The 20960-nt window shown below is 74.3% G+C and carries 21 protein-coding genes and 1 pseudogene; 11 read left to right on the top strand and 11 right to left on the bottom strand.

Annotated features, from left to right (window positions below):
- Nucleotides 1–211 precede the first annotated feature (211 nt).
- The 5 genes from ACZ7N4_RS26145 to ACZ7N4_RS26125 all read left to right on the top strand — a co-directional run bounded on the left by ACZ7N4_RS26145 (nucleotide 212) and on the right by ACZ7N4_RS26125 (nucleotide 3553).
- A complete protein-coding gene (locus ACZ7N4_RS26145) occupies nucleotides 212–475 on the top strand; it encodes a hypothetical protein (RefSeq protein ID WP_471362048.1) in 264 nt (87 codons plus the stop codon).
- Between the two features lie 225 nt (nucleotides 476–700).
- Nucleotides 701–1471, top strand: coding sequence for a GNAT family N-acetyltransferase (locus ACZ7N4_RS26140; RefSeq protein WP_471362045.1), 771 nt, complete (start codon nucleotides 701–703; stop codon nucleotides 1469–1471).
- Nucleotides 1471–2304: a lysophospholipid acyltransferase family protein gene (locus ACZ7N4_RS26135; protein ID WP_471362042.1), complete on the top strand. Its 834-nt coding sequence runs from the start codon at nucleotides 1471–1473 to the stop codon at nucleotides 2302–2304. Before ACZ7N4_RS26140 ends, ACZ7N4_RS26135 begins: the two co-directional genes overlap by 1 nt.
- A gap of 79 nt (nucleotides 2305–2383) precedes the next feature.
- Nucleotides 2384–2944 carry a hypothetical protein gene (locus ACZ7N4_RS26130; protein WP_471362039.1) on the top strand — a complete coding sequence of 187 codons (561 nt, stop codon included), beginning with the start codon at nucleotides 2384–2386 and terminating at the stop codon, nucleotides 2942–2944.
- 30 nt (nucleotides 2945–2974) lie between these two features.
- Entirely contained in the window at nucleotides 2975–3553 is a 579-nt protein-coding gene (locus ACZ7N4_RS26125) for a hypothetical protein (RefSeq protein WP_471362036.1), read from the top strand.
- Between the two features lie 37 nt (nucleotides 3554–3590).
- Here ACZ7N4_RS26125 and ACZ7N4_RS26120 read toward each other — a convergent pair whose 3' ends face one another.
- The 3 genes from ACZ7N4_RS26120 to ACZ7N4_RS26110 all read right to left on the bottom strand — a co-directional run bounded on the left by ACZ7N4_RS26120 (nucleotide 3591) and on the right by ACZ7N4_RS26110 (nucleotide 7228).
- Nucleotides 3591–5921, bottom strand: a complete 2331-nt coding sequence (locus tag ACZ7N4_RS26120) for an ATP-binding cassette domain-containing protein (protein WP_471362033.1) — start codon at nucleotides 5919–5921, stop codon at nucleotides 3591–3593.
- Nucleotides 5922–5950: 29 nt separating this feature from the next.
- Nucleotides 5951–6145, bottom strand: coding sequence for an antitoxin (locus ACZ7N4_RS26115; RefSeq protein WP_471362030.1), 195 nt, complete (start codon nucleotides 6143–6145; stop codon nucleotides 5951–5953).
- A gap of 75 nt (nucleotides 6146–6220) precedes the next feature.
- Nucleotides 6221–7228 (bottom strand): LLM class flavin-dependent oxidoreductase, encoded by a 1008-nt coding sequence (locus tag ACZ7N4_RS26110; protein WP_471362027.1) that lies wholly within the window; start codon nucleotides 7226–7228, stop codon nucleotides 6221–6223.
- Between the two features lie 156 nt (nucleotides 7229–7384).
- Between ACZ7N4_RS26110 and ACZ7N4_RS26105 the strand changes: the two genes are divergently transcribed.
- Nucleotides 7385–7876: a phosphatase domain-containing protein gene (locus tag ACZ7N4_RS26105; protein WP_471362024.1), complete on the top strand. Its 492-nt coding sequence runs from the start codon at nucleotides 7385–7387 to the stop codon at nucleotides 7874–7876.
- A gap of 9 nt (nucleotides 7877–7885) precedes the next feature.
- Here ACZ7N4_RS26105 and ACZ7N4_RS26100 read toward each other — a convergent pair whose 3' ends face one another.
- Nucleotides 7886–8101 carry a dodecin gene (locus ACZ7N4_RS26100; RefSeq protein WP_471362022.1) on the bottom strand — a complete coding sequence of 72 codons (216 nt, stop codon included), beginning with the start codon at nucleotides 8099–8101 and terminating at the stop codon, nucleotides 7886–7888.
- A 216-nt stretch (nucleotides 8102–8317) separates the two neighbouring features.
- Here ACZ7N4_RS26100 and ACZ7N4_RS26095 point away from each other — a divergent pair, with 216 nt between their 5' ends.
- Nucleotides 8318–9574, top strand: a complete 1257-nt coding sequence (locus tag ACZ7N4_RS26095) for an extracellular solute-binding protein (RefSeq protein WP_471362019.1) — start codon at nucleotides 8318–8320, stop codon at nucleotides 9572–9574.
- 50 nt (nucleotides 9575–9624) lie between these two features.
- On the opposite strand, the gene egtD is transcribed toward ACZ7N4_RS26095, so the two are convergent.
- Genes egtD through egtA form a run of 4 tightly spaced genes read right to left on the bottom strand, consistent with a single transcriptional unit; the run spans nucleotide 9625 to nucleotide 14034 of the window.
- Complete coding sequence (gene egtD / locus ACZ7N4_RS26090; RefSeq protein ID WP_471362016.1) at nucleotides 9625–10587, bottom strand: L-histidine N(alpha)-methyltransferase; 963 nt, start codon at nucleotides 10585–10587, stop codon at nucleotides 9625–9627.
- Entirely contained in the window at nucleotides 10584–11363 is a 780-nt protein-coding gene (egtC, locus tag ACZ7N4_RS26085) for an ergothioneine biosynthesis protein EgtC (protein WP_471362013.1), read from the bottom strand. Before egtC ends, egtD begins: the two co-directional genes overlap by 4 nt.
- Nucleotides 11363–12694 (bottom strand): ergothioneine biosynthesis protein EgtB, encoded by a 1332-nt coding sequence (egtB, locus tag ACZ7N4_RS26080; protein WP_471362010.1) that lies wholly within the window; start codon nucleotides 12692–12694, stop codon nucleotides 11363–11365. The genes egtC and egtB overlap by 1 nt, the downstream gene beginning before the upstream one ends.
- Nucleotides 12691–14034 (bottom strand): ergothioneine biosynthesis glutamate--cysteine ligase EgtA, encoded by a 1344-nt coding sequence (gene egtA / locus ACZ7N4_RS26075; protein ID WP_471362007.1) that lies wholly within the window; start codon nucleotides 14032–14034, stop codon nucleotides 12691–12693. The genes egtB and egtA overlap by 4 nt, the downstream gene beginning before the upstream one ends.
- Nucleotides 14035–14313: 279 nt before the next feature.
- Between egtA and ACZ7N4_RS26070 the strand changes: the two genes are divergently transcribed.
- Complete coding sequence (locus ACZ7N4_RS26070; protein ID WP_471362004.1) at nucleotides 14314–15165, top strand: TIGR02452 family protein; 852 nt, start codon at nucleotides 14314–14316, stop codon at nucleotides 15163–15165.
- Nucleotides 15166–15332: 167 nt separating this feature from the next.
- Here ACZ7N4_RS26070 and ACZ7N4_RS26065 read toward each other — a convergent pair whose 3' ends face one another.
- Nucleotides 15333–15779, bottom strand: a complete 447-nt coding sequence (locus ACZ7N4_RS26065) for a type II toxin-antitoxin system PemK/MazF family toxin (RefSeq protein WP_471362001.1) — start codon at nucleotides 15777–15779, stop codon at nucleotides 15333–15335.
- Between the two features lie 101 nt (nucleotides 15780–15880).
- Entirely contained in the window at nucleotides 15881–16327 is a 447-nt protein-coding gene (locus ACZ7N4_RS26060; RefSeq protein WP_471361998.1) for a hypothetical protein, read from the bottom strand.
- Nucleotides 16328–16452: 125 nt separating this feature from the next.
- Here ACZ7N4_RS26060 and ACZ7N4_RS26055 point away from each other — a divergent pair, with 125 nt between their 5' ends.
- The 3 genes and pseudogenes from ACZ7N4_RS26055 (at nucleotide 16453) to ACZ7N4_RS26045 (ending at nucleotide 19280) form a co-directional block, all read left to right on the top strand.
- A complete protein-coding gene (locus ACZ7N4_RS26055; protein ID WP_471361995.1) occupies nucleotides 16453–17124 on the top strand; it encodes a helix-turn-helix transcriptional regulator in 672 nt (223 codons plus the stop codon).
- A 71-nt stretch (nucleotides 17125–17195) separates the two neighbouring features.
- A pseudogene (locus ACZ7N4_RS26050) lies at nucleotides 17196–17626 on the top strand (hypothetical protein).
- A gap of 73 nt (nucleotides 17627–17699) precedes the next feature.
- The gene (locus tag ACZ7N4_RS26045) at nucleotides 17700–19280 is read left to right on the top strand and encodes a hypothetical protein (RefSeq protein WP_471361992.1); all 1581 of its coding nucleotides are present in this window, start codon (nucleotides 17700–17702) and stop codon (nucleotides 19278–19280) included.
- A 65-nt stretch (nucleotides 19281–19345) separates the two neighbouring features.
- On the opposite strand, the gene ACZ7N4_RS26040 is transcribed toward ACZ7N4_RS26045, so the two are convergent.
- Nucleotides 19346–20827: an SPFH domain-containing protein gene (locus ACZ7N4_RS26040; protein ID WP_471361989.1), complete on the bottom strand. Its 1482-nt coding sequence runs from the start codon at nucleotides 20825–20827 to the stop codon at nucleotides 19346–19348.
- Between the last annotated feature and the right edge of the window lie 133 nt (nucleotides 20828–20960).

Genomic DNA, 20960 nt, shown 5'->3' with positions numbered 1-20960 from the left:
GCGGGCGGGGCCGGGAGGTGCTCCCCGGCCCCGTCTGGATTTCCGGGCATGTGCAGGCTCCGCGCACGATCTCCGGAGGGAGCGGTTCGGCGACGCCGCGGCCGGTTCCGGGGCCGCCGTCCGCGAACGGGAAGCCGACCGGTCGCAGCAGTGTTTCCCGGGTGAGCCGGTCGTGCCGGACCGCCCCACCGGCACCGGTCACGTGCTGCGCATGAGCGGTAGCGCCGACGTCCTGACCGGCGGCGGCCACCCGCCCGGCCGCGCCCCCTCCGCCGAGGAGGCGGCCGTCTGCCGGGACCGGCCCGGACAGGTGGACACCACCGGCTCCTTCAACCCCGTCACCCCCTCCGGCGACCGGGTGTGGAACGAGGGCTCCCGCTCGGACGTTCCCGTCGTGGACGGCGTACGACTTCTCGTCCCGGACCCGCCGTCGTACGAGCGGAGCCGCCCGCCGGCCGGTTCTTCCCGCACATGACGGGCGACCTCGTGCTGAAGCGGTGCTCGACGCGGAGGAGCCGGACGGCTGCTCGCCGGATGCGTGGCCGAGAACGGCCGACCCCGGCGTTCACCACCCCCACATCCGCTCTCCCGGCACGCGTCACGCGTACGCCAACCGGCGTCGGAAGAACAGGAGCGGCGGCCCGTACCCATCCGGCCCGCCGTCCCCGTCGCCGACCCGGCCCGTGCCCAGGAGAGAGCCATGACCGGCGTGACCGCCCTCGACCGTCCCGCGCAGCCCGCGGCACCCACCCGCTACACCGTCACCCTCGCCCGTGACGAGGCCGACGTGCGTGCCGCGCAGCGGCTGCGGCACGACGTCTTCGCCGGGGAGATGGGGGCCCTGCTGGCCACCGCCGAGCCGGGGCACGACGTCGACGCCTTCGACGCCTACTGCGACCACCTCCTCGTCCGCGAGGAGGTGACCGGGCAGGTCGTCGGCACCTACCGGCTGCTGCCCCCGGAGCGGGCCGCGGTCGCCGGCCGGCTCTACTCCGAGGGCGAGTTCGACCTCACCGCGCTCGACGCGATCCGGCCCGGCCTGGTCGAGGTCGGCCGATCCTGTGTCCACCCCGACCACCGCGACGGCGTCGTCATCGGCCTCATCTGGGCCGGCATAGCCCGCTACATGACCGACCGGGGCCACGAGTGGCTGGCGGGCTGCTGCTCCGTGCCGCTCGCCGACGGCGGCGCCCTCGCCACCGGCACCTGGGAGCGGGTGCGCGGCAAGCACCTGGCGCCCGAGGAGTTCCGGGTCCGTCCGCTCCTGCCCTGGGTCCCGGACGGCGGGGCCCCGGCCGGCCGCACCGACCTCCCGGCGCTGCTGCGCGGCTATCTCCGGCTGGGCGCCTGGGTGTGCGGGGAGCCCGCGCACGACCCCGACTTCGGGGTCGCCGACCTGTACGTCCTGCTGTCGATGCGCCGGGTCGACCCGCGCTATCTGCGGCACTTCCTCTCCCTCGTCCCGGCCTGATGAGCGTCTGGCTGCCCACCGCGCCCTGCACTCCGGGCGCCTGCGTGGAACCGGTCCGCGCCGCCGCCGCCGTACCCCGTGCCGTGCTGCGGCTGACCGCGGTCGCGGTCCTGCTGCTGGCCGGGGTCGCGCTGTCCCCGCTCGGCGGGACGATCCCCGCCGAGTGGGTCAGGCGCTGGTGCCGGATGATCGTGCGGGCCATCGGGGTCCGGGTCCGCGTCACCGGCGCCGCCCCGCAGGGCGGCGGGCTGCTGCTGGTCGCCAACCACGTCTCGTGGCTGGACGTCCCGCTGCTCACCGCCGTACGCCCGGCCCGGATGCTCGCCAAGACCGAGATCCGGCGGTGGCCGCTGGCGGGCGCGCTCGCGGCGCGCGGCGGGGCCCTGTTCATCGAACGGGACCGGCTGCGCGCCCTGCCCGGTACGGTCGCCGAGATCGCCGGTGCCCTCGGTGCGGGCGCGGCCGTGACCGCCTTCCCCGAGGGCAGCACCTGGTGCGGGCGCGCCCACGGCCGCTTCCGCCGGGCCGTGTTCCAGGCCGCGCTGGACGCGGGCGTCCCCGTCCAGCCGGTCGGCCTGCGCTACCGGCAGCTGGGCGGCGGCCCCGGCACCGCTGCGGCCTTCGTCGGCGAGGACACCCTGCCGGCCTCCCTGTGGCGGGTGGCCCGGACCCGGGGCCTGGTCGCCGAGGTGGAGGTCCACCCGCTGCTCCGGCCGGGCGCCCACCGCGACCGCCGCTCCCTCGCCCGCGCGGCCCAGCCGGCCGCCCCCGAGCCCGCCTGGACCCACACCGCCCTGGTCACCGCCGTACGGGCCCATGTCCTGTACACGTAGGCGTTCCTTGAATGCGTAGAAAAGCCGCAAAAGGGAATTCGGACAGTGCACATCACTACTCCCTGAGGAGCGTGTGCCCATGTCTACGGGAACGCTTCTGGCGATCATCATTCCGATCGTGGTGGTGATCGCTCTGGCCGCTGTGGCGGTCTCACTGCTGATGCGACGCCGTCACCTCCGTGAACGCTTCGGCCCGGAGTACGAACGGACGGTCGAGGGATCCGACAGCCGGCTCGCCGCCGAGCGTGAGCTCCGGGAGCGCGAGAGGCGACACGACTCGCTGGACATCAAGGCGCTGCCCCCCGTCTCACGGGACCGCTACACGCGGGAGTGGACCAGTGTCCAGGAGGAGTTCGTCGACCGGCCGGAGGACGCGGTGCACGACGCGGACCGCCTGGTGACCTCCCTGATGCACGAGCGCGGGTATCCGACCGAGGGGTACGAGCAGCAGATGAGGGACCTCTCGGTGGAGCACAGCTCCACGCTGGAGCACTACCGGGCCGCGCACGAGGTGGAGGCCCTCTCCACCCGTAAGCAGGCGACGACCGAACAGTTGCGGGGCGCCATGGTGCACTACCGCGCCCTGTTCGACGAGTTGCTCTCCGACGGCGGCGGCCGGGCGCAAGCCGCTCGGTCCTGACCGCGATCACCACTCCGCACGGAGGAACCCATGCACAGGAACGAGGACGCGGGCCGCACCACCGGCGATCTGTCGACCGAGGACCTCGCCCGGCCGACGGCCACGGGTGCGGACGCCGAGCCGGAGGAGACCTCCGCTGGGGCCCCGATGTATCCCGGTGAGAGCACCGGGACCCAGACCGCGGGCGACACGTCCGTCACCGGCGGAGCCGGGGCCGAAGCCCCGGACGAGCCCCTGGCCGAGACCTCGGACGAGCCCCTGGCCGAGACCTCGGCCGAGACGTCGGGGACCACGCGGGCCCCGGCCGCCACGGGTGCTCCGGGCGCCTCGGACGACGAGGCTCCGCAGTTGCTGACGGACGACGACGAGCGGGACTTCCGCGACCGCTGGCAGGCGATCCAGAACCGGTTCGTTGACGACCCGCGCGAGGCCGTGCACGACGCCGACGCCCTGGTCGCCGACGTCATGCAGACCCTGGCCTCCACCTTCGCCCAGCACAAGAAGGACCTGGAGAGCCAGTGGGGCGAGGGCGAGAAGGTGGACACGGAGGAACTCCGGGGAGCGCTGCGGCGCTACCGTTCCTTCTTCAACCGCCTGCTCAGCACCTGAGCCCCACCGCCCCCTCGCCCGCGGCGCCCCGCCCGGCTCAGGGCATGACCCGCGCCAGGTAGGGCGCCGTGGCGCTGCCCTGGGCCCGGGCCACCCGGGCCGGCGGGCCGGCCGCCACGATCCGGCCGCCCCGGTCGCCGCCGCCCGGGCCCAGGTCGATCACCCAGTCGGCGCCCGCGACCACCGTCATGTCGTGCTCCACCACGACGACCGTGTGCCCGGCGTCGACCAGCCCGTGCAGCCGGTCCATCAGCACCTCGACATCGGCCGGGTGCAGTCCGGTCGTCGGTTCGTCCAGCAGGTACACGGTGTGGCCCCGGCGCCCGCGCTGGAGTTCGCTCGCCAGCTTGATCCGCTGGGCCTCCCCACCGGACAGCTCGGTCGCCGGCTGGCCGAGCCGCAGATAGCCGAGGCCGACGTCGAGCAGGGTGCCGAGGCTGCGGGCGGCGGCCGGTGTGTCCGCGAAGAACTCCGCGGCGGCCTCCACCGTCAGGTCCAGCACGTCGGCGATGCTCCGTCCCCGGTACTCCACCTGGAGCGTCGGCGGGTTGTAGCGGGCGCCGCCGCAGTCGGGACACGGTGCGTAGGTGCTGGGCAGGAACAGCAGCTCCACGCTGACGAACCCCTCGCCCTGGCAGGTCTCGCAGCGTCCGCCGGCCACGTTGAAGGAGAACCGCCCCACCCCGTACCCGCGCGCCCGCGCCTCCTCGGTGCCGGCGAACACCTTCCGCACGACGTCGAACAGGCCCGTGTAGGTGGCCAGGTTGGAGCGCGGGGTGCGTCCGATGGGCTTCTGGTCGACCCGGACCAGCCGCTCGACACCCGGCACCTCCTCGGTCAACTCGCCGACGAGCGTGGACTTCCCGGAGCCGGAGACACCGGTGACCGCCGTGAACGCGCCGACGGGGAACCCCGCCGTCACCCCGCGCAGGTTGTGCCGGGTCACCGGACCCACCGTCAGCCAGCCGCGCGGCTCGCGGACCTCACGGGCCGGCCCGGGCGACTCGTCGAAGAGGAACACGGCCGTCGCCGACTCCTCCACCGACGCCAGCTCGGCCGGCGGCCCGCTGTACAGCACCCGTCCGCCGTGCTCGCCCGCCCCGGGGCCCACGTCGACCACCCAGTCCGCGGCGCGCACCACCTCCAGGTGGTGTTCCACCACGAACACCGAGTTCCCGGCCGCCTTGAGCCGCTCCAGCACGGTCAGCAGCGCCTCGGTGTCCGCCGGATGCAGTCCGGCGGACGGTTCGTCCAGCACGTAGACGACACCGAAGAGGCCGGAGCGCAACTGGGTGGCGAGCCGCAGCCGCTGCAGCTCGCCCGCCGAGAGGGTGGGGGCGGCCCGGTCCAGGCTGAGGTAGCCGAGGCCCAGCTCGACCACCGGCGCGATCCGGGACTTCAGGTCGGCCGTGAGCACCCTGGCCGCCTCGCCGCCGCCGTCGAGCAGCCCCGCGAGGTCGGTCAGGGGCAGCGCGGCCAGCTCGGCGATGGTCCGGCCGCCGAAGGTCACCGCGAGCGCCTCGGGCCGCAGCCGGCTGCCCCCGCAGGCCGGGCAGGGCGCGCTGGTCAGGAAGCGTTCCGCCTTCGCCCTGAGGGTCGCCGACCTGGTGTCGGAGAAGGTCTTGAGGACGTACCGGCGGGCGCTCGTGTAAGTGCCCTGGTACGGCCGTTGGATGCGGTCCGCGTCCCGGACCGGGTGCACGGTGACGACCGGCTGCTCGTCGGTGAACAGGATCCACTCGCGCTGCTCGGCGGGCAGGTCCCGCCAGGGCCGGTCCACGTCGTACCCGAGCGCGTCCAGGATGTCCCGCAGGTTCTTGCCCTGCCAGGCGCCCGGCCATGCCGCGACGGCGCCCTCGCGGACGGACAGCGAGGGGTCCGGGACCAGCAGCTCCTCGGCGGTCTCGTGCACCCGGCCGAGACCGTGGCACCCGGGGCAGGCGCCGGCGGCCGTGTTCGGCGAGAACGCGTCCGAATCGAGCCGTTCGGCGCCGGGCGGATACGTGCCGGCGCGTGAGAACAGCATGCGCAGCGAGTTCGAGAGGTTGGTGACCGTGCCCACCGAGGAACGCGAGGTGGGGGCCGCACGCCGCTGCTGCAGCGAGACCGCGGGCGGCAGCCCGGTGATCTCGCCCACCGTGGGGGCCCCGACCTGGTGGATCAGCCGGCGCGCGTACGGCGCCACCGACTCGAAGTACCGTCGCTGGGCCTCGGCGTAGACCGTGCCGAACGCCAGGGAGGACTTGCCCGAGCCGGAGACGCCGGTGAACACGGCCAGTACGTCACGGGGGATGTCCACGTCGACACCCTTGAGGTTGTGCTCACGGGCGCCGCGCACGCGGACGTACGGGTCATGGGGGCTGTGCATCGGGGGTTTACTCTAGCCGCCCCCGTGCGTTACGACCGCGGAGGGTCGTTCCGGTCCCGACCGGTGCCGAACTCGTCCCTCAGCCGGTCCTGCCCGGTGTCGACCTGCGACTGGTACTTGTTCCCGGTGCGCTGGTCGAGGTAGTCCCCGCCCTTGTCGATGCCCTTGTCGGTCATGCTCTCGTGGCCCTTGAGCATGCCCTTGATCTTGTCCATGAAGGACATGGCAGCCCTCCTCGTCGCTTCCAGGCTTGCCCTCCCAGGGTCACCGCCCCGGGCCGGGACCGCATCTCGAACCGCTCACCGCCCGGGTGCGAAGAGCCCGGCGAGCCGACGGTGGGAGTCCAGCAGGGCCGTACGGTCGTAGGTGCTGGTCGTCACGAGCACCTCCTGTGCGCCCGTCTCCTTCAGCACCGTCTCCAGCTCGTGGGCGACCTGCTCCGCGGTGCCGGCGATGTGCCCGGCGAGACCGGACTCGTAGAAGCCCCGTTCCCTCGCGGTCATCGTGCGGGCCTCGACCTCCTCGGCGGGGGCGAGCGGAGGGAAGGTGCCGTGCGTGCGGGAGTACGCCATCGACCAGGCCTCGGGGACCAGCAGCCGGCGCGCCTCGGCCGCGGTGCCGGCGACGGCGACCGTGCCGGAGACGACCACGTACGGCTCGGCGGCCCAGGGGGAGGGGCGGAACAGGGAGCGGTACCGGTCGATCCCGCGCAGCAGCTTCTCTCGGCCGCGCAGGTCGCCGATGACCCTGGGCAGGCCCGCGCGGGCCGCGATCTCCGCGCCCTCGCCCATGGCCAGTACGAACGGCGGCACGGTCAGCCCCTCCGCGGGGCGCGCGTGCACCCCGGACGGGGAGCCGCCCGTGAACCAGTCCAGCAGCTCTGCGAGCTGCGCCGCGAAGTCCTCGGCGTCCCCCTTGTCCCGGCCCAGCGCCCTGCGCACCCCGTCCGTGAAGCCGACGGAACGGCCGAGCCCCATGTCGACCCGCCCCGGGAAAAGCGCCTCCAGCACGCCGAACTGCTCGGCGACGACCAAGGACCGGTGGTTGGGGAGCATGACCCCGCCGGTGCCGACCCGGATGGTGCGGGTGGCCGCGGCGACCGCGGCGGCGAGCACGGTCGGCGCGGAGCCGGCCACCCCCGGCACCCCGTGGTGCTCGGAGACCCAGAACCGGTGGTAGCCCAGCCTCTCCGTCTCCCGGGCCAGCGCGACGGTGTCCCGCAGCGCCTCGGCGGGCGGGTGGCCCTCACGGGTGCGGGAGCGGTCGAGGACGGAGAACCGGGTCCGGCTGATCACTGAGCTGCTCACGCAAGGTTCAACACCCTGCCGGCCGGGGGATTCCCGCGCGGGCTGATCGGCGTGCCGGGCATGAGGTCCGCGGGGTGGCCGCCGGTTCCTCCGTACCCGGTCGCGGCCGCCGGCGCGGAGGTTGCCGGGGTCCGCGGGCTGGCTAGGGTGGCCGGTGTGACAGACAGCAGCAGGCGCCCGCTGGCCGTGTTCGACCTCGACAACACGTTGGCCGACACCGCCCACCGCCAGCACTTCCTGGTGAGCCGGCCGCGGAACTGGGACGCGTTCTTCGCCGCCGCGCCCCAGGACCCGCCGCTCGCGGAGGGCGTGGCGCTGGCCGTGGAGAGCGCCCGCGCGTGCGAGGTCCTCTACCTCACCGGCCGTCCCGAGCGGTGCCGCCGGGACACGCTGGACTGGCTCGCGGCCCACGGCCTGCCCCAGGGGCGGGTGTTCATGCGGGGCAACGCCGACCGCCGGCCCGCCCGGTTCACCAAGCTGGAGATCCTGCGCCGGCTCGCCCGGGACCGGGAGATCCGGGTGCTCGTGGACGACGACGAGCTGGTGTGCGACGACGCGGAACGCGCCGGGTTCACCGTCGTACGGGCCCGCTGGGCCGCCCAGTCGGCCGCGCTGCGGGAGGCACAGGAGCGGGAGGGGCGTACCTGACCGGGCGGGTCACTCCCCGTCCTCGATGCGGAAGCCCACCTTGAGGCACACCTGCCAGTGCTCGATCTGCCCGTCCCCCAGCTGGCCGCGGATCTGCGTCACCTCGAACCAGTCCAGGTTGCGCAGGGTCTGGCCGGCGCGTTCGATGCCGTTGCGGATGGCCTGGTCGACGCCCTCGTGCGAGCTGCCGACGATCTCGGTGAGCCGGTAGGTGTGGTGGGTCATGAGGGGGCTCCTCTCCGCGCGGGTGTCACGCCGTACTCCACCGTGCCGCATCCCCGCCCGGCCCGCACGGCGTCACAGCCGAACGCCCGCTAGCCCTTGACCTCAGCATTGGTCCATACCAAAATCCACCACACCCGTACGAGCCTCCCGCTCGTCCCCCCACGTCGGGCCCCCTTCCCTGTCCCAGCACCCCAGCCAGACAGAACAGGACCCCTCGTGAGACGTCGTCTGCTCGCCCTCGTCTGTGTCACCGGAACCCTCGTCAGCGGCTGTGGGATGCTCCCCGGCGACCACGAGCGGAAGACCGTCACCGTGTGGCTGATGAAGGACAGTGCCTCCAGGGAGTTCCTGCAACGGTTCACCGAGGACTTCGAACGCACCCACGAGGACCTGCGCCTCGACATCCGCATCCAGGACTGGACCGGCATCGTCCAGAAGGTCCGCACCGCGCTCAAGGCGGACTCCGGCGACGGCCCGGACGTCATCGAGGTCGGCAACACCCAGGTGCCGCTGTACGCGGACGGCGGCCGGCTCGCGGACCTCACGCTGGAGTCGATGCGGGACTGGGGCAAGGAGAAGTGGCTGCCCGGCCTCGCCCAGCCCGGCAAGGACGGCAACAAGCAGTACGGCATCCCCTGGTACGCGGCCAACCGCGTCGTCATCTACCGCAAGGACCTGTTCGAGCAGGCCGGCATCACCCGCCCGCCCGAGACCCGCGACGCCTGGCTCACCGCCACCGAAAAACTCAACTCCGGCGGCAATCAAGGGATTTACCTCGCCGGACAGGACTGGTACACGCTCTCCGGCTTCATCTGGGACGAGGGCGGCGACCTCGCCCGGGAGAAGGACTACGCCTGGCACGGCACCCTGGACACCCCGGCCGCCCTGCGCGGCATGGACTTCTACCGCAGGCTCCAGGCGCTCGGCCGGGGACCCGTGGACGCCGACGAGGAACACCCGCCCCAGGCCGGGGTGTTCGCCGAAGGCCGGGTCGCTCAGATCATCGCCGTACCCGGGCTCACCCAGTCGATCCTCCGGAAGAACCCGGAACTGAAGGGCAGGCTGGGCTTCTTCCCCGTGCCCGGCAGGACCTCCGGGCGGCCCGGTGCCGTCTTCACCGGCGGCTCCGACCTGGTCGTGCCGCGCAACACCGACGACCAGTTCGCCGCGACCGCCGTCGTCGCGGCGCTCACCGGAGCCAAGTGGGACACCGAACTCGCCCGCACCATGAACTACGTGCCCAACAAGACCACGCTGGCCGGCGCGGTCGCGGACGAGGAGGGGGTCGCCGCCATGGCCGCGGGCGCGGCGCACGGCAGGGCGACCCCCGCCACCCCTCAGTGGGCCGACGTGGAGGCCGACAACCCGATCAAGGAGTACATGACCCGGGTGCTGAACGGAGCGGACCCGGCGACCGAGGCCCGCCGCGCCTCACGGAAGATCACCGAGGCGCTCGCCCCGGACGTGGGCTGACCGCACCGCCACGGCCACCGTTCGCGCCCGGCTCACTGGGTTCACCCGGTTCACCCGGCCACGCTCAGCGACAGCGCGAAGCGGTCCTGCGCGTCCGTCCACCAGTGGGTCAACCGCAGTCCGGCCGCGGCCAGTTCCGCCGTCACGCCCTCCTTGCGGAACTTGGCCGACACCTCGGTGCGCAGCTCCTCGCCCGCCGCGAAGTCCACGGCGAGTCCCAGGGCGGGCACCTTCACCGTCTGCGCGGTCCGGGAGCGCAGCCGCATCTCGATCCACTCACGCTCGGCGTCCCACAGGGCCACGTGGTCGAAGGCGTCCGGGTCGAAGTCGGCGCCCAGTTCCCGGTCGACCACGGCCAGCACGTTCTTGTTGAACGCGGCCGTCACCCCGGCCGCGTCGTCGTAGGCGCGGACCAGCACCGCCTCGTCCTTGACCAGGTCCGTGCCGAGCAGCAGCCCGTCGCCCGGGGCGAGCAGCGAGCGCACCGAGGCCAGGAAGGCGGCGCGTTCGGCGGGCAGCAGGTTGCCGATCGTGCCGCCGAGGAACGCCACCAGCCGGGGCCCCGGCGTCGCCGGCAGGGTCAACGGGGCGGTGAAGTCGGCGATCAGCGCGTGAACGTCCAAATCCGGGCGCTCCTCGATCAGGGCCTGCCCGGCCCGGACGAGGGCGCTCTCGCTGACGTCGACCGGGACGTAGACGGCGAGCGAGGAGAGGGCCTCGATCAGATAGCGGGTCTTCTCGGAGGAGCCCGAGCCCAGTTCGACCAGGGTACGGGCACCGCTCGCCGCGGCGATCTCACCGGAGCGGGCGGCGAGGATCTCCCGCTCGGCCCGCGTGGGGTAGTACTCGGGCAGTCCGGTGATCCGCTCGAACAGCTCGCTGCCGCGGGCGTCGTAGAACCACTTCGGCGGCAGCCACTTGGGGGTGGCGGTGAGGCCGTGCAGGACGTCGGCGCGCAGCGCGGCGTCCGTCGCGTCCTCGGGGAGGGTACGGGTGACGTGCAGGGGGCTCAACGGCAGGGCTCCTTCGGGGTTGCGGCCGCCGGATCCTCCAGCGGGGCGAGCAGCACGCCGGCGCGGCTCGCGGTGAGCACGGTGCGGTCGGGAACCTCCTGCCAGAGCGGGTCGTCGTCGTACGGCTCCGAGGCGACGACCGTGCTCCGGCCGGGCTCCGTGCGGTACCAGAGCGAGTCGCCCCAGGCGGTGGCGGCGATCGTGGTTCCGTCGGTCAGCAGCAGGTTGAGGCGGGACGCGGGCGCGGCGGCGGCCAGCCGGCGCACCGTTTCGCCCAGGGCCTGGTCGGGTTCGTCGCCGCCGCGCAGGCGGTGCAGGACGAGTGCCCAGACGAACGCCGAGTCGGTGCGGGCCTGGAGCGACAGCAGGTCGACCGGCGGCAGCGCGGAGACCAGGGGCGCGGCCGACTCCGGCCAGCCCGCCACCGCCCCGTTGTGGCTGAACAGCCACCGCCCGGCCGCGAACGGCGCCGCCGCGGCCTCGGCGTCCGCCCCGGCGAGGGTCGCGTCCCGGACGGCCGCCAGCACGGCACCCGAGCGCACGACCCGGGCCAGGTCGGCGAAGGACAGGTCGGCCCAGATCGGCCCGGCCCGCCGGTAGCGGGCCGGGACGGGGTCCTCCGAGGTGTACCAACCCACCCCGAAACCATCGGCGTTGACCGTCCCGTACCGCTGCCGGCGCGGCGCCCACGACTGGCGGACCAGACTGTGCGGGGGCTCCGCGAGGACCCGGCCGAGCGGCGCATCGGGGCCCAGGTAGGCGAGGTGACGGCACATCAGACGGTCTCCGAGCGGGCGGTGCGGAACCCGGAGAAGATCTGCCGGCGGATCGGGTAGTCCCAGTTGCGGAACGTGCCCCGGCAGGCCACCGGGTCCACGGCGAACGAACCGCCGCGCAGCACCTTGTACTCCGGGCCGAAGAACACCTCGGAGTACTCCTTGTACGGGAAGGCCTGGAAGCCCGGGTACGGCAGGAAGTCGCTCGCCGTCCACTCCCACACGTCGCCGATCAGCTGGCGTACCCCGAGCGGCGACTCGCCGGCCGGGTAGCTGCCGGCCGGGGCGGGCCTCAGGTGCCGCTGGCCCAGGTTGGCGTGCTCGGGCGCCGGGTCGGCGTCGCCCCACGGGTAGCGCCGCGAGCGGCCGGTCGCCGGGTCGAAGCGGGCCGCCTTCTCCCACTCCGTCTCGGTGGGCAGCCGCCGCCCGGCCCAGCGGGCGTAGGCGTCCGCCTCGTACCAGCACACGTGCAGCACCGGCTCGTCCGGCGGGACCGGCTCCGTGATCCCGAACCGGCGCCTGAGCCACTGGCCGCCGTCGCGCCGCCAGAACAGCGGGGCCGTGACGGAGTGCTGCCTGATGTGCGCCCAGCCCTCCGGCGACCACCAGCGCTCGGTGTCGTAGCCGCCGTCCTCGATGAACGCCTGGTACGCCGCGTTGGTCACCGGGGTCGTGTCGATCCAGAACGGGGCCACCTCCCGCGGGTGCGCCGGGCGTTCGTTGTCCAGCGCCCAGGGCTCGCCGGAGGTGCCCATGGTGAACGGGCCGCCGGGTACGAGGACTTCGGCCGGACCGGTGAACAGCGGGAGCGGCTCCGGGTCCGGGGCGGTCAGGACCTGCGGCCCCTTCCGCAGCTGATGGGTGATCAGCATCGTCTCGTCGTGCTGCTGTTCGTGCTGGGCGATCATGCCGAAGGCGAAGCCGGCCTCGGTCAGCCGGGTGCCGTGGAAGTCCGCCGCCTCCAGCAGGTCCAGCGCCCGGCCGCGGACCTCGGCCGCGTACCGGCGGGCCTCGGCGGGCGCCAGCAGCGGCAGCGAGGGCCGCTCGGCCCGCGAATGCTCGAAGGCGTCGTACAGGTTGTCGATCTCCGGTCGCATCGCCTCCCGGCCGCCGACCGCCCGCAGCAGCCACAGCTCCTCCTGGTTGCCGATGTGCGCGAGGTCCCACACCAGCGGGGACATCAGCGGGGAGTGCTGGGCGGTGAGGTCCGGTTCCTCGACGCAGGAGGTCAGCAGCGTGGTGCGGTCACGGGCGGTGGTGAGGGAGGCCAGCGCGCGCTCCCGCAGCGCCTCGGTGTCCGTCGGCGTGGTCTCCGTCTCGGGGGCGGTCATGTACGGATGTCCTTCCTCCGGTCGGCGGTGCGGGTGCCCCCGGCCGGGCCGGAACGGGGCGGGTCCGCGGCGGGCGGCCGGTCCAGCAGGTCGTCGGCCGGACAGCGGCCCCGGGCGACGTAGCGTTCCCGGTACGCCGCCACGGCGTCGGTGATCCGGGTGGTGGCGCCGAGCCGGGGCAGCGCCTCCAGGGCCGCCGCGAAGCAGATGCCGGCGGCCTCGCGCAGCTCCGGGTCGGCGAGCCCGTGCCGGGCCGCGTCCACCCACAGCGGGTTGTGCGGTGCGGGGATGGTCCGGGCCCGTTCGGCCAGCGGTTTCACGGCCCGGTAGGCGGTCTCGGCGGCCTCCGGGTCGTCGAACAGCGCGGCCGTCACCGCGAGCGGCACGAGCCAGCCGTCCGCCCCGGGCTGCGCGTCGATCATCCGCAGCTCCAGATGACCGCGCGGCCGGACCGGCGGGAACAGGGTGGTCAGGTGGTAGTCGAGATCCGCCCGGGTGGGCGGCCGGGGGCCGCCGGATCGGGTCCACTCCCGGAAGGTGAGCCCCTCGGGCACCTCCCAGGGCCCGCTGTCCCGGCGGACGCACATCACCGGTGAGTCCAGCACGTGCCGGGCCCAGGCGTCCCGCGGCGCGCCGTTCAGCGGGGGAGCGCCGGCCCGGCCGGCACCGATCTCCATCCACATCAGCTGCCGGGTCGACTGCCAGCCCGTGGGCCGCCGGCCGAGCAGCGGCGAGTTGGCGAACGCGGCCACCAGGACCGCGCCCAGCAGGTGCGCCAGCCACCAGCGCCGGACGTGCCCCAGCGGGCCGGGCTCCTCGTGGCCGGCGTCCACGCAGACCTGGACGGACGCCGAGGCGCACATCATGTGCCGGCCGGCCGGACCGGTGCGGTCCAGGCAGGTCTCCATGGCGTCGTAGCGGGGCTCGTGCAGGAACCTGCGCGGCGGGTGCCAGGGGTCGTGGCCGATGCCCGCGAGACCGAGACCGTCCTCGGCCAGCACGGCCCGGACGGCGTCCAGGTCGGCGGAGACGGTGTCGACGCACTCCATCAGGGAGGCGGCGGGAGGCGAACTCAGCTCCAGCTGGCCTCCGGGTTCGACGGTGAGCGCCGAACCGAGGGGTACGGTCCGCAGGGTGGCGTAGGCCGCTTCGAGTCGTTCGGGTGAGACGGGGAGCTGCGGCAGCTCCAGCGGGTGGACCAGCCACTCCAGCTCGACACCGAGGGTGCGGGGCGGTCCGGTCTTGAAGCAGATGCCCCGGACCAGGGCCTCCACCTCGGCCTCGGTGACGGCGGTGCGGTGGTTTGTACAGTCACCGCCGTCGCTCTGCGTGTCGGACATGTCGGAATCCTCCTGAAGTTCCACCATGCCACCGGCCCGGAATGTGGGCCGGACAGGCACTCGTCCCACCCAAAACCCTCGCGCCGATTCGCACAAGGGTGCCAACTCGGACGTTCCGGATCCGCCACCTCCGTTTCCTTGTGTGTTTCCGGGCCGTTGGCCGTTCCGGGCGCGGGAAACTCCGTTGCACCGCCTCACCAGCATCACCCAGGATGCGCACATGAGCACGACGGGGGAGACCGCGCGGGCCGCGGTCACGGCGCCCACGGGGGTGGCGCCGTGAGCGCGCGCCTGCGCGGGATCGCCGAGGAGACCGAACGGATCGTGGCCGTGGGCCGGTACCAGGCGTCGGTATACGGCCGGGAGGCGGCTGGTCGGCAGGCGGCCGGACGGGAGGTGGTGCTCGCCGACGCCGTCGAGGCCGCGCGGGCGGGCACCCGGATGTTCGGGCCGGCACCGGTTCCGGTGCCGGCGGTACCGCCCGTGAGCGACACGGTCCACGAGGTCACCGGCGAGAGCAGCCTGGAGGCGGCCCGCCGGCTGGCCGCTGCCGCCGCCCCCGTCGCCGTCCTGAACTTCGCCTCGGCCCGGAACCCGGGCGGCGGCTATCTCAACGGCGCGCAGGCCCAGGAGGAGGCCCTGTGCCGCGCGTCCGCGCTGCACACCTGCCTGCTGACGGCCCGTGCCTTCTACGACCACCACCGCGCCGACCGCGACCCGTTCTACACGGACCGGGTGATCCACTCCCCGGCCGTCCCCGTCTTCCGCGACGACCGGGGCCGGCTGCTCGCCGAGCCGTACCTCGCCGGCTTCCTGACGGCCGCCGCTCCCAACGCGGGCGTGATCCGGCGTACGGCACCGGAGCGGGCCGCCGCGATCCCCGGCGCCCTGGCGGTACGCGCCGAACGCGTCCTGGAGACCGCCGCGGCCCACGGCTACCGGCGACTGGTCCTGGGCGCCTGGGGATGCGGTGTCTTCCAGAACGACCCGGCGCAGGTCGCGGGCGCCTTCCGGACGCTGCTGGGGCCCGGCGGGCGGTTCGCCCGCTCCTTCGAGCACGTGGTGTTCGGGGTGCTCGACCGGACGCGGGGGGCCGTCGTACGGGAGGCGTTCGCGCGGGCCTTTCCGTAGCGTCCGGCCGGGGGCCGTGGCCGGTGGCCGGGGGTGGCCGTCGGCGGGTGGCCGTGGTCGGGCACGTGGCCGTCGGCGGTTGGCCGTGAACGGTGGCCGGTGGCGGGGTGGCCGGCCGCAGGTGGCCGGCGGGTGACCGTGGTCGGCGGCAGGTGGCAGGTGGCCGGTCAGGTCCAGCCGTAGCGCTCGTGCAGGCGGTGGCGGACCAGGTCGAAGCGCGTGCGGTCCAGCGCGCACGCCTCCCGGCGCATGCCCTTCTCGTGCAGCCGCAGCACCCGGTCCACGTCGACCCACGAGTCCCGGCCCGACCGGTCCCAGGGCCCGCTGCCGATCGCCACCCACTCACGGTCGCCGTCGTGCCGCTTGCTGGAGAGCCGCACGGCGAGGAGCGTGCCCGCCGCCTCCCGGGCCACGACCAGCACCGGGCGGTCCTTGCCCCGGGCGTCGTTCTCCTCGAACGGCACCCAGGTCCACACGATCTCCCCGGGATCCGGGTCGCCGTCGTGGGCCGGGGAGTACTCGGTGCGCACCCGGCCGACCTCGCGCGGGTCGGCCTCGACGGTGGCGTGCGGGCCGCGGCGGCCGGGGACGTCGTCTTCGGTAAACGTGCTCACGGAGGCACCCTAGTGGTCCGCGCAACTCGCGTCGGATGCAGGTACGTTACGCGGACGCCCGTACGGACGCGGGTGCCCGACGTCACGCGGCTGTCCGAGCGTCACTCGGAGTCGGAGCCGGGGGTCCGGGCCGGAGCCATGCCGGGGCGCACGCCGATCCGCATGCCCGGGCGCCGGCCGTGCACGGTCACGTACGTCAGTCCGGCCGCACCGGCGGTGATGCTGCGGGCGGCGCCGTGCGGCAGCCAGACCAGGGCGCCCTCGGCGAGCGGCTCCGCCATGTCCGGGGTGCCGTCGCCGAGCCTCCCGTCCCCGGCGACGACCAGGACCAGCACGTCCAGCTGCGCCTCGGTGTGCGCCGTGATCCGGGCGCCGGGGGCCAGCCGGACCACGTTCGCGTCGAGCTGACGTCCGCTCTCCGCCAGCTTCCACAGCACGCCGGACGCCGCCGGCGGTGCCTCGGCCAGCGCGCGGAAGTCGCACAGGACGCGCGGGTCCGCCACCGGGCGGCCGGCCGTCTTGGTGTCCCTCGCGGACGGCGACGTCATCTGGTGTTCCTCTCGGCTCCTGCTTGCCCCTGCCCCCACTGCCCGCCCACTTTACATTTAATACATGTAGGATTCGTGAAAAAGGGCGCAGGTGAAAGGGCGCAGGTGGGAGAGGGGTACGGGACGTGAGCAGGCGGGAGGGCCCGCGCCGCCGGGAAGTGCTGGACGTGCTGCGCACCGCGCCCGCGCCGCTCGGGGTCGCGGAGACCGCCGAGCGGATGGGGCTCCACCCCAACAGCGTGCGGTTCCACCTGGACGCCCTGGTGGCCGACGGACGGGTGGAGCGCCGTACCGAGGCGCCCGCCGGACGCGGTCGGCCCCGTACCGTCTACACCGCGCGGCCCGGCATGGACCGCGGCGGCCTGCGTGACTACCAGCTGCTCGCCCGCATGCTGCTCAGCCGGTGGGCGGCCGCGGACCCGGCCGAGGCCCGGGCGGAGTTGACGGAGGCGGGCCGTTCCTGGGGCCGCTTCCTGACCGATCCCCTCCCGCCGGACGAACCCCCGACGCCCGAGCGGTCGGTCGCCCGGCTGCTCGCCCTGCTGGACGGCCTGGGCTTCGCACCGCGGCCGGAAGGGGGCGAGCGGCCCGGCGGGCCGCCGGAGCGGATCCGGCTGCGGCACTGCCCCTTCCTCGAACTGGCCGAGGAGCGGAGCGGGTTGGTGTGTCCGCTCCACCTCGGCCTGATGCAGGGGGCGTTGGCGCGGCTGGGCGCGCCCGTGACGGCCACCGCGCTGGAACCGTTCGCCGAACCCGACTCCTGCGTGGCCCACCTGGCCGGAACGCCGGGCGGCTGACCCGCGTCGGCCCCGCCGACATCCCCGTCCGGACCGACCTCGTCACCCTCCCCGCAGAAAGGCCCGAACCCATGCCCCCCGCCCCCGCAGCCACCGCCGGTGCCGTCACCTTCGTCTGGCTCGGGATGGTGCTGGCGATCTCCTTCCTGGAGGCCCCGCTGAAGTTCCGCGCGCCCCCGGGGTGACGATCCCCGTCGGGCTGGGCATCGGCCGGCTGGTGTTCCGGGCGCTGAACGCGGTGGAGGCCGTCCTCGCGGTCACCGTGGCGGCCGTCGTCGCCCTGGGTGACGCGCCGGCCGGGGTCATCGGACTGACCGCGGCGGTGGCGGCCCTCCTCGTCGCCCAGCTGGCCGTCGTCCGCCCCCGCCTCAACCGCAGGTCGGACCGGGTCCTCGCGGGCGAGGAACTGCCCCGCTCACGCAGCCACCTGTGGTACGTGGCGCTGGAGGTGCTCAAGGCCGGCGCCCTGATCGCCCTGGGGATCTCCCTGCTCACGGTGTGATCCCGTAGGGTCGGGCCGGGGACGACCGGGGGGCCGCCGGCCGGGCCGGGGACGACCGGGGGGACCACGGAACATGCCGACACCCGCAGAGATCTGGGCGGAGGCCGATCTGCCGACGCGCCGGCTGGCCGGACTGGCGCTCAACCCGGCCGTGCCGCAGGACACCCTGCTCCGGCTGCTGACCGAGGCGCCGCCCGCCGTACGCATGGTGCTGTGCCGGGACCGCCAACTGCCGGTCGCCGTCGTGGACGCGGTGATCGCGCACCCCGACCCCCGCACCCGCGGCTTCTTCGCCGTCAACCCCCATGCCGATCCCGTCCAGCGGGCCCGGCTGGTGGACGATCCGGACTGGACCGTCCGCTGTCACCTCACCGAGGGCCCCCGCACGCCGCTGCCGCACCGGCCGCGGCCCCTGCCCGACGAGACCGTCGTCCGCATGATCACCACCTACGACGGCGAGGAGCCGCTCGGCTCGATCGGGTTCTGGCAGCAGACGTCCCGGGAGCTGATCCGCTCCCTGCCCACGCATCCCGTCGCCGAGGTCCGCCGGTGGGGCGTCGGCCACTGGGCGTCGCTGTCCGCCGAGCGGCAGGCCGCCCTGCTGGCGGATCCGGACCCACAGGTGCGCGAGCGGGCACGGGAGGAGCGGCGCTGGGAGGACCCCGCGTGGGTGGAGGGCCGGCTGCCCGCGCGGCCCTGCCACGGCCGCACCGACATCCTCCGCAACCGGGTGCTCGGCAGAGCCGTCGTGGACAGCGTCCTCACCGCGCCCGCCGAGGCGGACGAACGGGCCACGATCGCCCTCAACCCCACCCTCCCGTCCGACGTGGTGGCCCTCCTGGCCGGCGACCCCGACCCGCGGGTGCGCGAGCGGATCGCGGGCCGCACCGACGTGGGGCCGGCCGAACGCCGCGCACTCGTCGCCGACCCCGAACCGGCCGTGCGCAGGGCGGTGGCCCGCCATCCGCGGCTGGGTCCCGGTGAACGCCGTACGCTCGCCACGGACCCCGACCCGGAAGTACGGCTGGCCGTCTCCGTCCACCCCGCCTTCACCGAGCGGGACCGCGCCCGGATCGACTACCGGGTGCCGGCGGACGCCGCGTTCTGCTTCCGGCCGGCGCCCGGGACGCCCCGCGATCCGGCCGACGTCCGCCGGGACGCCCTCTCCGCGCACCCGCTGCTCCGCAGGGAGGCCGCGCGGGACCACACGCTGCCGGCCGACCTGGTCGCACGTCTCGCCGCCGACGACGACCTCGGCGTCCGCGTCCTGCTCGCCCGGAACCACCCGGACGCCCCGCCGGCCCTCCTCCTGCGCGCCTTCCTGGAGTACACCGGCCCGGACCGTGAACGCCTGCCCGCCCTGCCGGCGTTCCCGCGCACCGGGCTCGCCCGCCTCGCCGAGCACGCCGACCCCAAGGTCCGCGCGCTGGCCGCCCGCGACCCGGACACCGGGCCGGCCGTCGCCGAACGGCTCACCCGTGACCCCGACCCCGAGGTCCGGGCGGCCCTGGCCCGCCACCCGAACCTCCCGGCGCCCCGGCTCGCCGAACTCCTCGCCGACCCGGAACTCGCCCACGCCGCCGCCGCGAACCCGGCACTGCCCACGGAGACCGTCGACCGGCTCGTGCAGACGTGCGGCCGGGGGCCCTGGTGAGGGACCGGCAGACGTACGGCCGGGGCCCCTGGTGAAGGACCCCGACCGCGCACGACAGCCTTTCCTCAGCGCTCCCGGTCCACCGGCACCTTCTGCGACGGAGGCGTCACCACGCCGTTCGGCGGGGGCGAACCGCCGTTCACCGGCTGCCCGTTCTCGCCCATCGTGGCGAGCAGCTTCCGGGCCAGGCCCAGTCCCGTACCGCCCATGGTGAGCGCCTTGGCGAACAACTCGCCCATGCCGTCGGCGCCGTTGAGCAGCACCATGTTGTCGACGTTGCCGAAGGCGGCCGCGCCGGCCTGGACGATCTCCGGCCACTTCTCCGCGAGTTGCTGGGCGACGACCGCCTCCTGGTTCTCCGCGAGGGCCGCGGCCCGGGCCTTGATGGCCTCCGCCTCGGCCAGACCCTGGGCCCGCGTCGCCTCGGCCTCCGCCAGACCCCTCGCCTGCGCGGCGGCGGCCTCGGCCTCACCGGTGGCCCGGGTGGCGTCGGCGGTCGCCGCGCCCCGGCTCTTGGTCGCCTCTGCCTCGGCCGCCGCGGCGGTCTTCACCCGGGTCGCCTCGGCCGCCGCGGCCAGCTCCGTCTCCTTGGCCTTCGCCTGGGCCGCCGAGATCCGTGCGTCGCGCTCGGCCTCGGCCAGCGTCCGCTTCTCGTACGCCGTGGCGTCGGCCGGCTTGCGGACGTCAGCCTGGAGCTGCTGCTCACGCCGGTGGGCCTCCAGCTCGGCGACCCGGGTCTCCTGCACGACGACCTCCTGGCGGGCCGCCGCCGCGGCGAGCGGGCCGGCCTGCTGGGCCTTGGCCGCCGCCTTGTCCCGCTCGGCCTGGTAGCCGGCCTGGAGGATCTCGCTGTCCCGGGTGGCCTCCGACATCCGGGCCGCCGCCTGCTGCTCGGCCTCCGTGGCCAGTCGGTTCGCCTCCGCCTGAGCGATGCGCGCGTCCCGCTGGACGGCCGCCGCGTGCGGCATGGCCAGGTTCTGGATGTACCCGGTCGGGTCCTCGATCTCGTGGATCTGCAGCGAGTCCACGATCAGGCCGAGCTTCTCCATCTCCGTACCGCAGGCCGCCCGGGTCTGCCCGGTCAGCTTCTCCCGGTCGCGGATCATGTCCTCGACCGTCAACCCGCCCACGATGGACCGCAGATGACCGGCGAAGACGTTGTGCACCCGCTCCGCCATCAGCCGCTGCTGGTCCAGGAACCGGCGGGCCGCGTTCGCGATCGACACGAAGTCGTCGCCCACCTTGAAGATGACCACGCCCCGCACCTTCAGCGGAATGCCCTGGTGCGTCACGCAGTCCACGTGCAGCTCGGTCTCGTTCAGGTCCAGCGACAGCTTGCGCACCGCCTGCACCCCGGGCAGCACCAGCGTGCCCCGCCCCGTGACGATGCGGAAGCCCATGCCCTCCTCCAGGCCCTCGGTGCGGTGCTTGGACCCGGAGATGATGAGCGCCTCGTTCGGCTCGGCGACCCGCCACATCAGCTTGAACAGACCAATCAGTGCGAGGACGGCCACCACGACCGCCCCCGCAACGACGCCGACAACCATCGGCACACGCCCCCTTTGCATGGTGCCCGTTCGGCACCGAACGAAGGGAGTGTGCGCCTGCCGGGGCCCGTGGTGAAGACACCGGCGGTTCCTTGTCACAATCTTGACGCGGACCGCCCTCACCTGGGGCGAC

This window comes from Streptomyces sp. NPDC107654 (assembly GCF_055639035.1).
The sequence above is the reverse complement of the archived record's forward strand: the minus strand, read 5'-3'. Positions and strand labels throughout refer to the sequence as shown.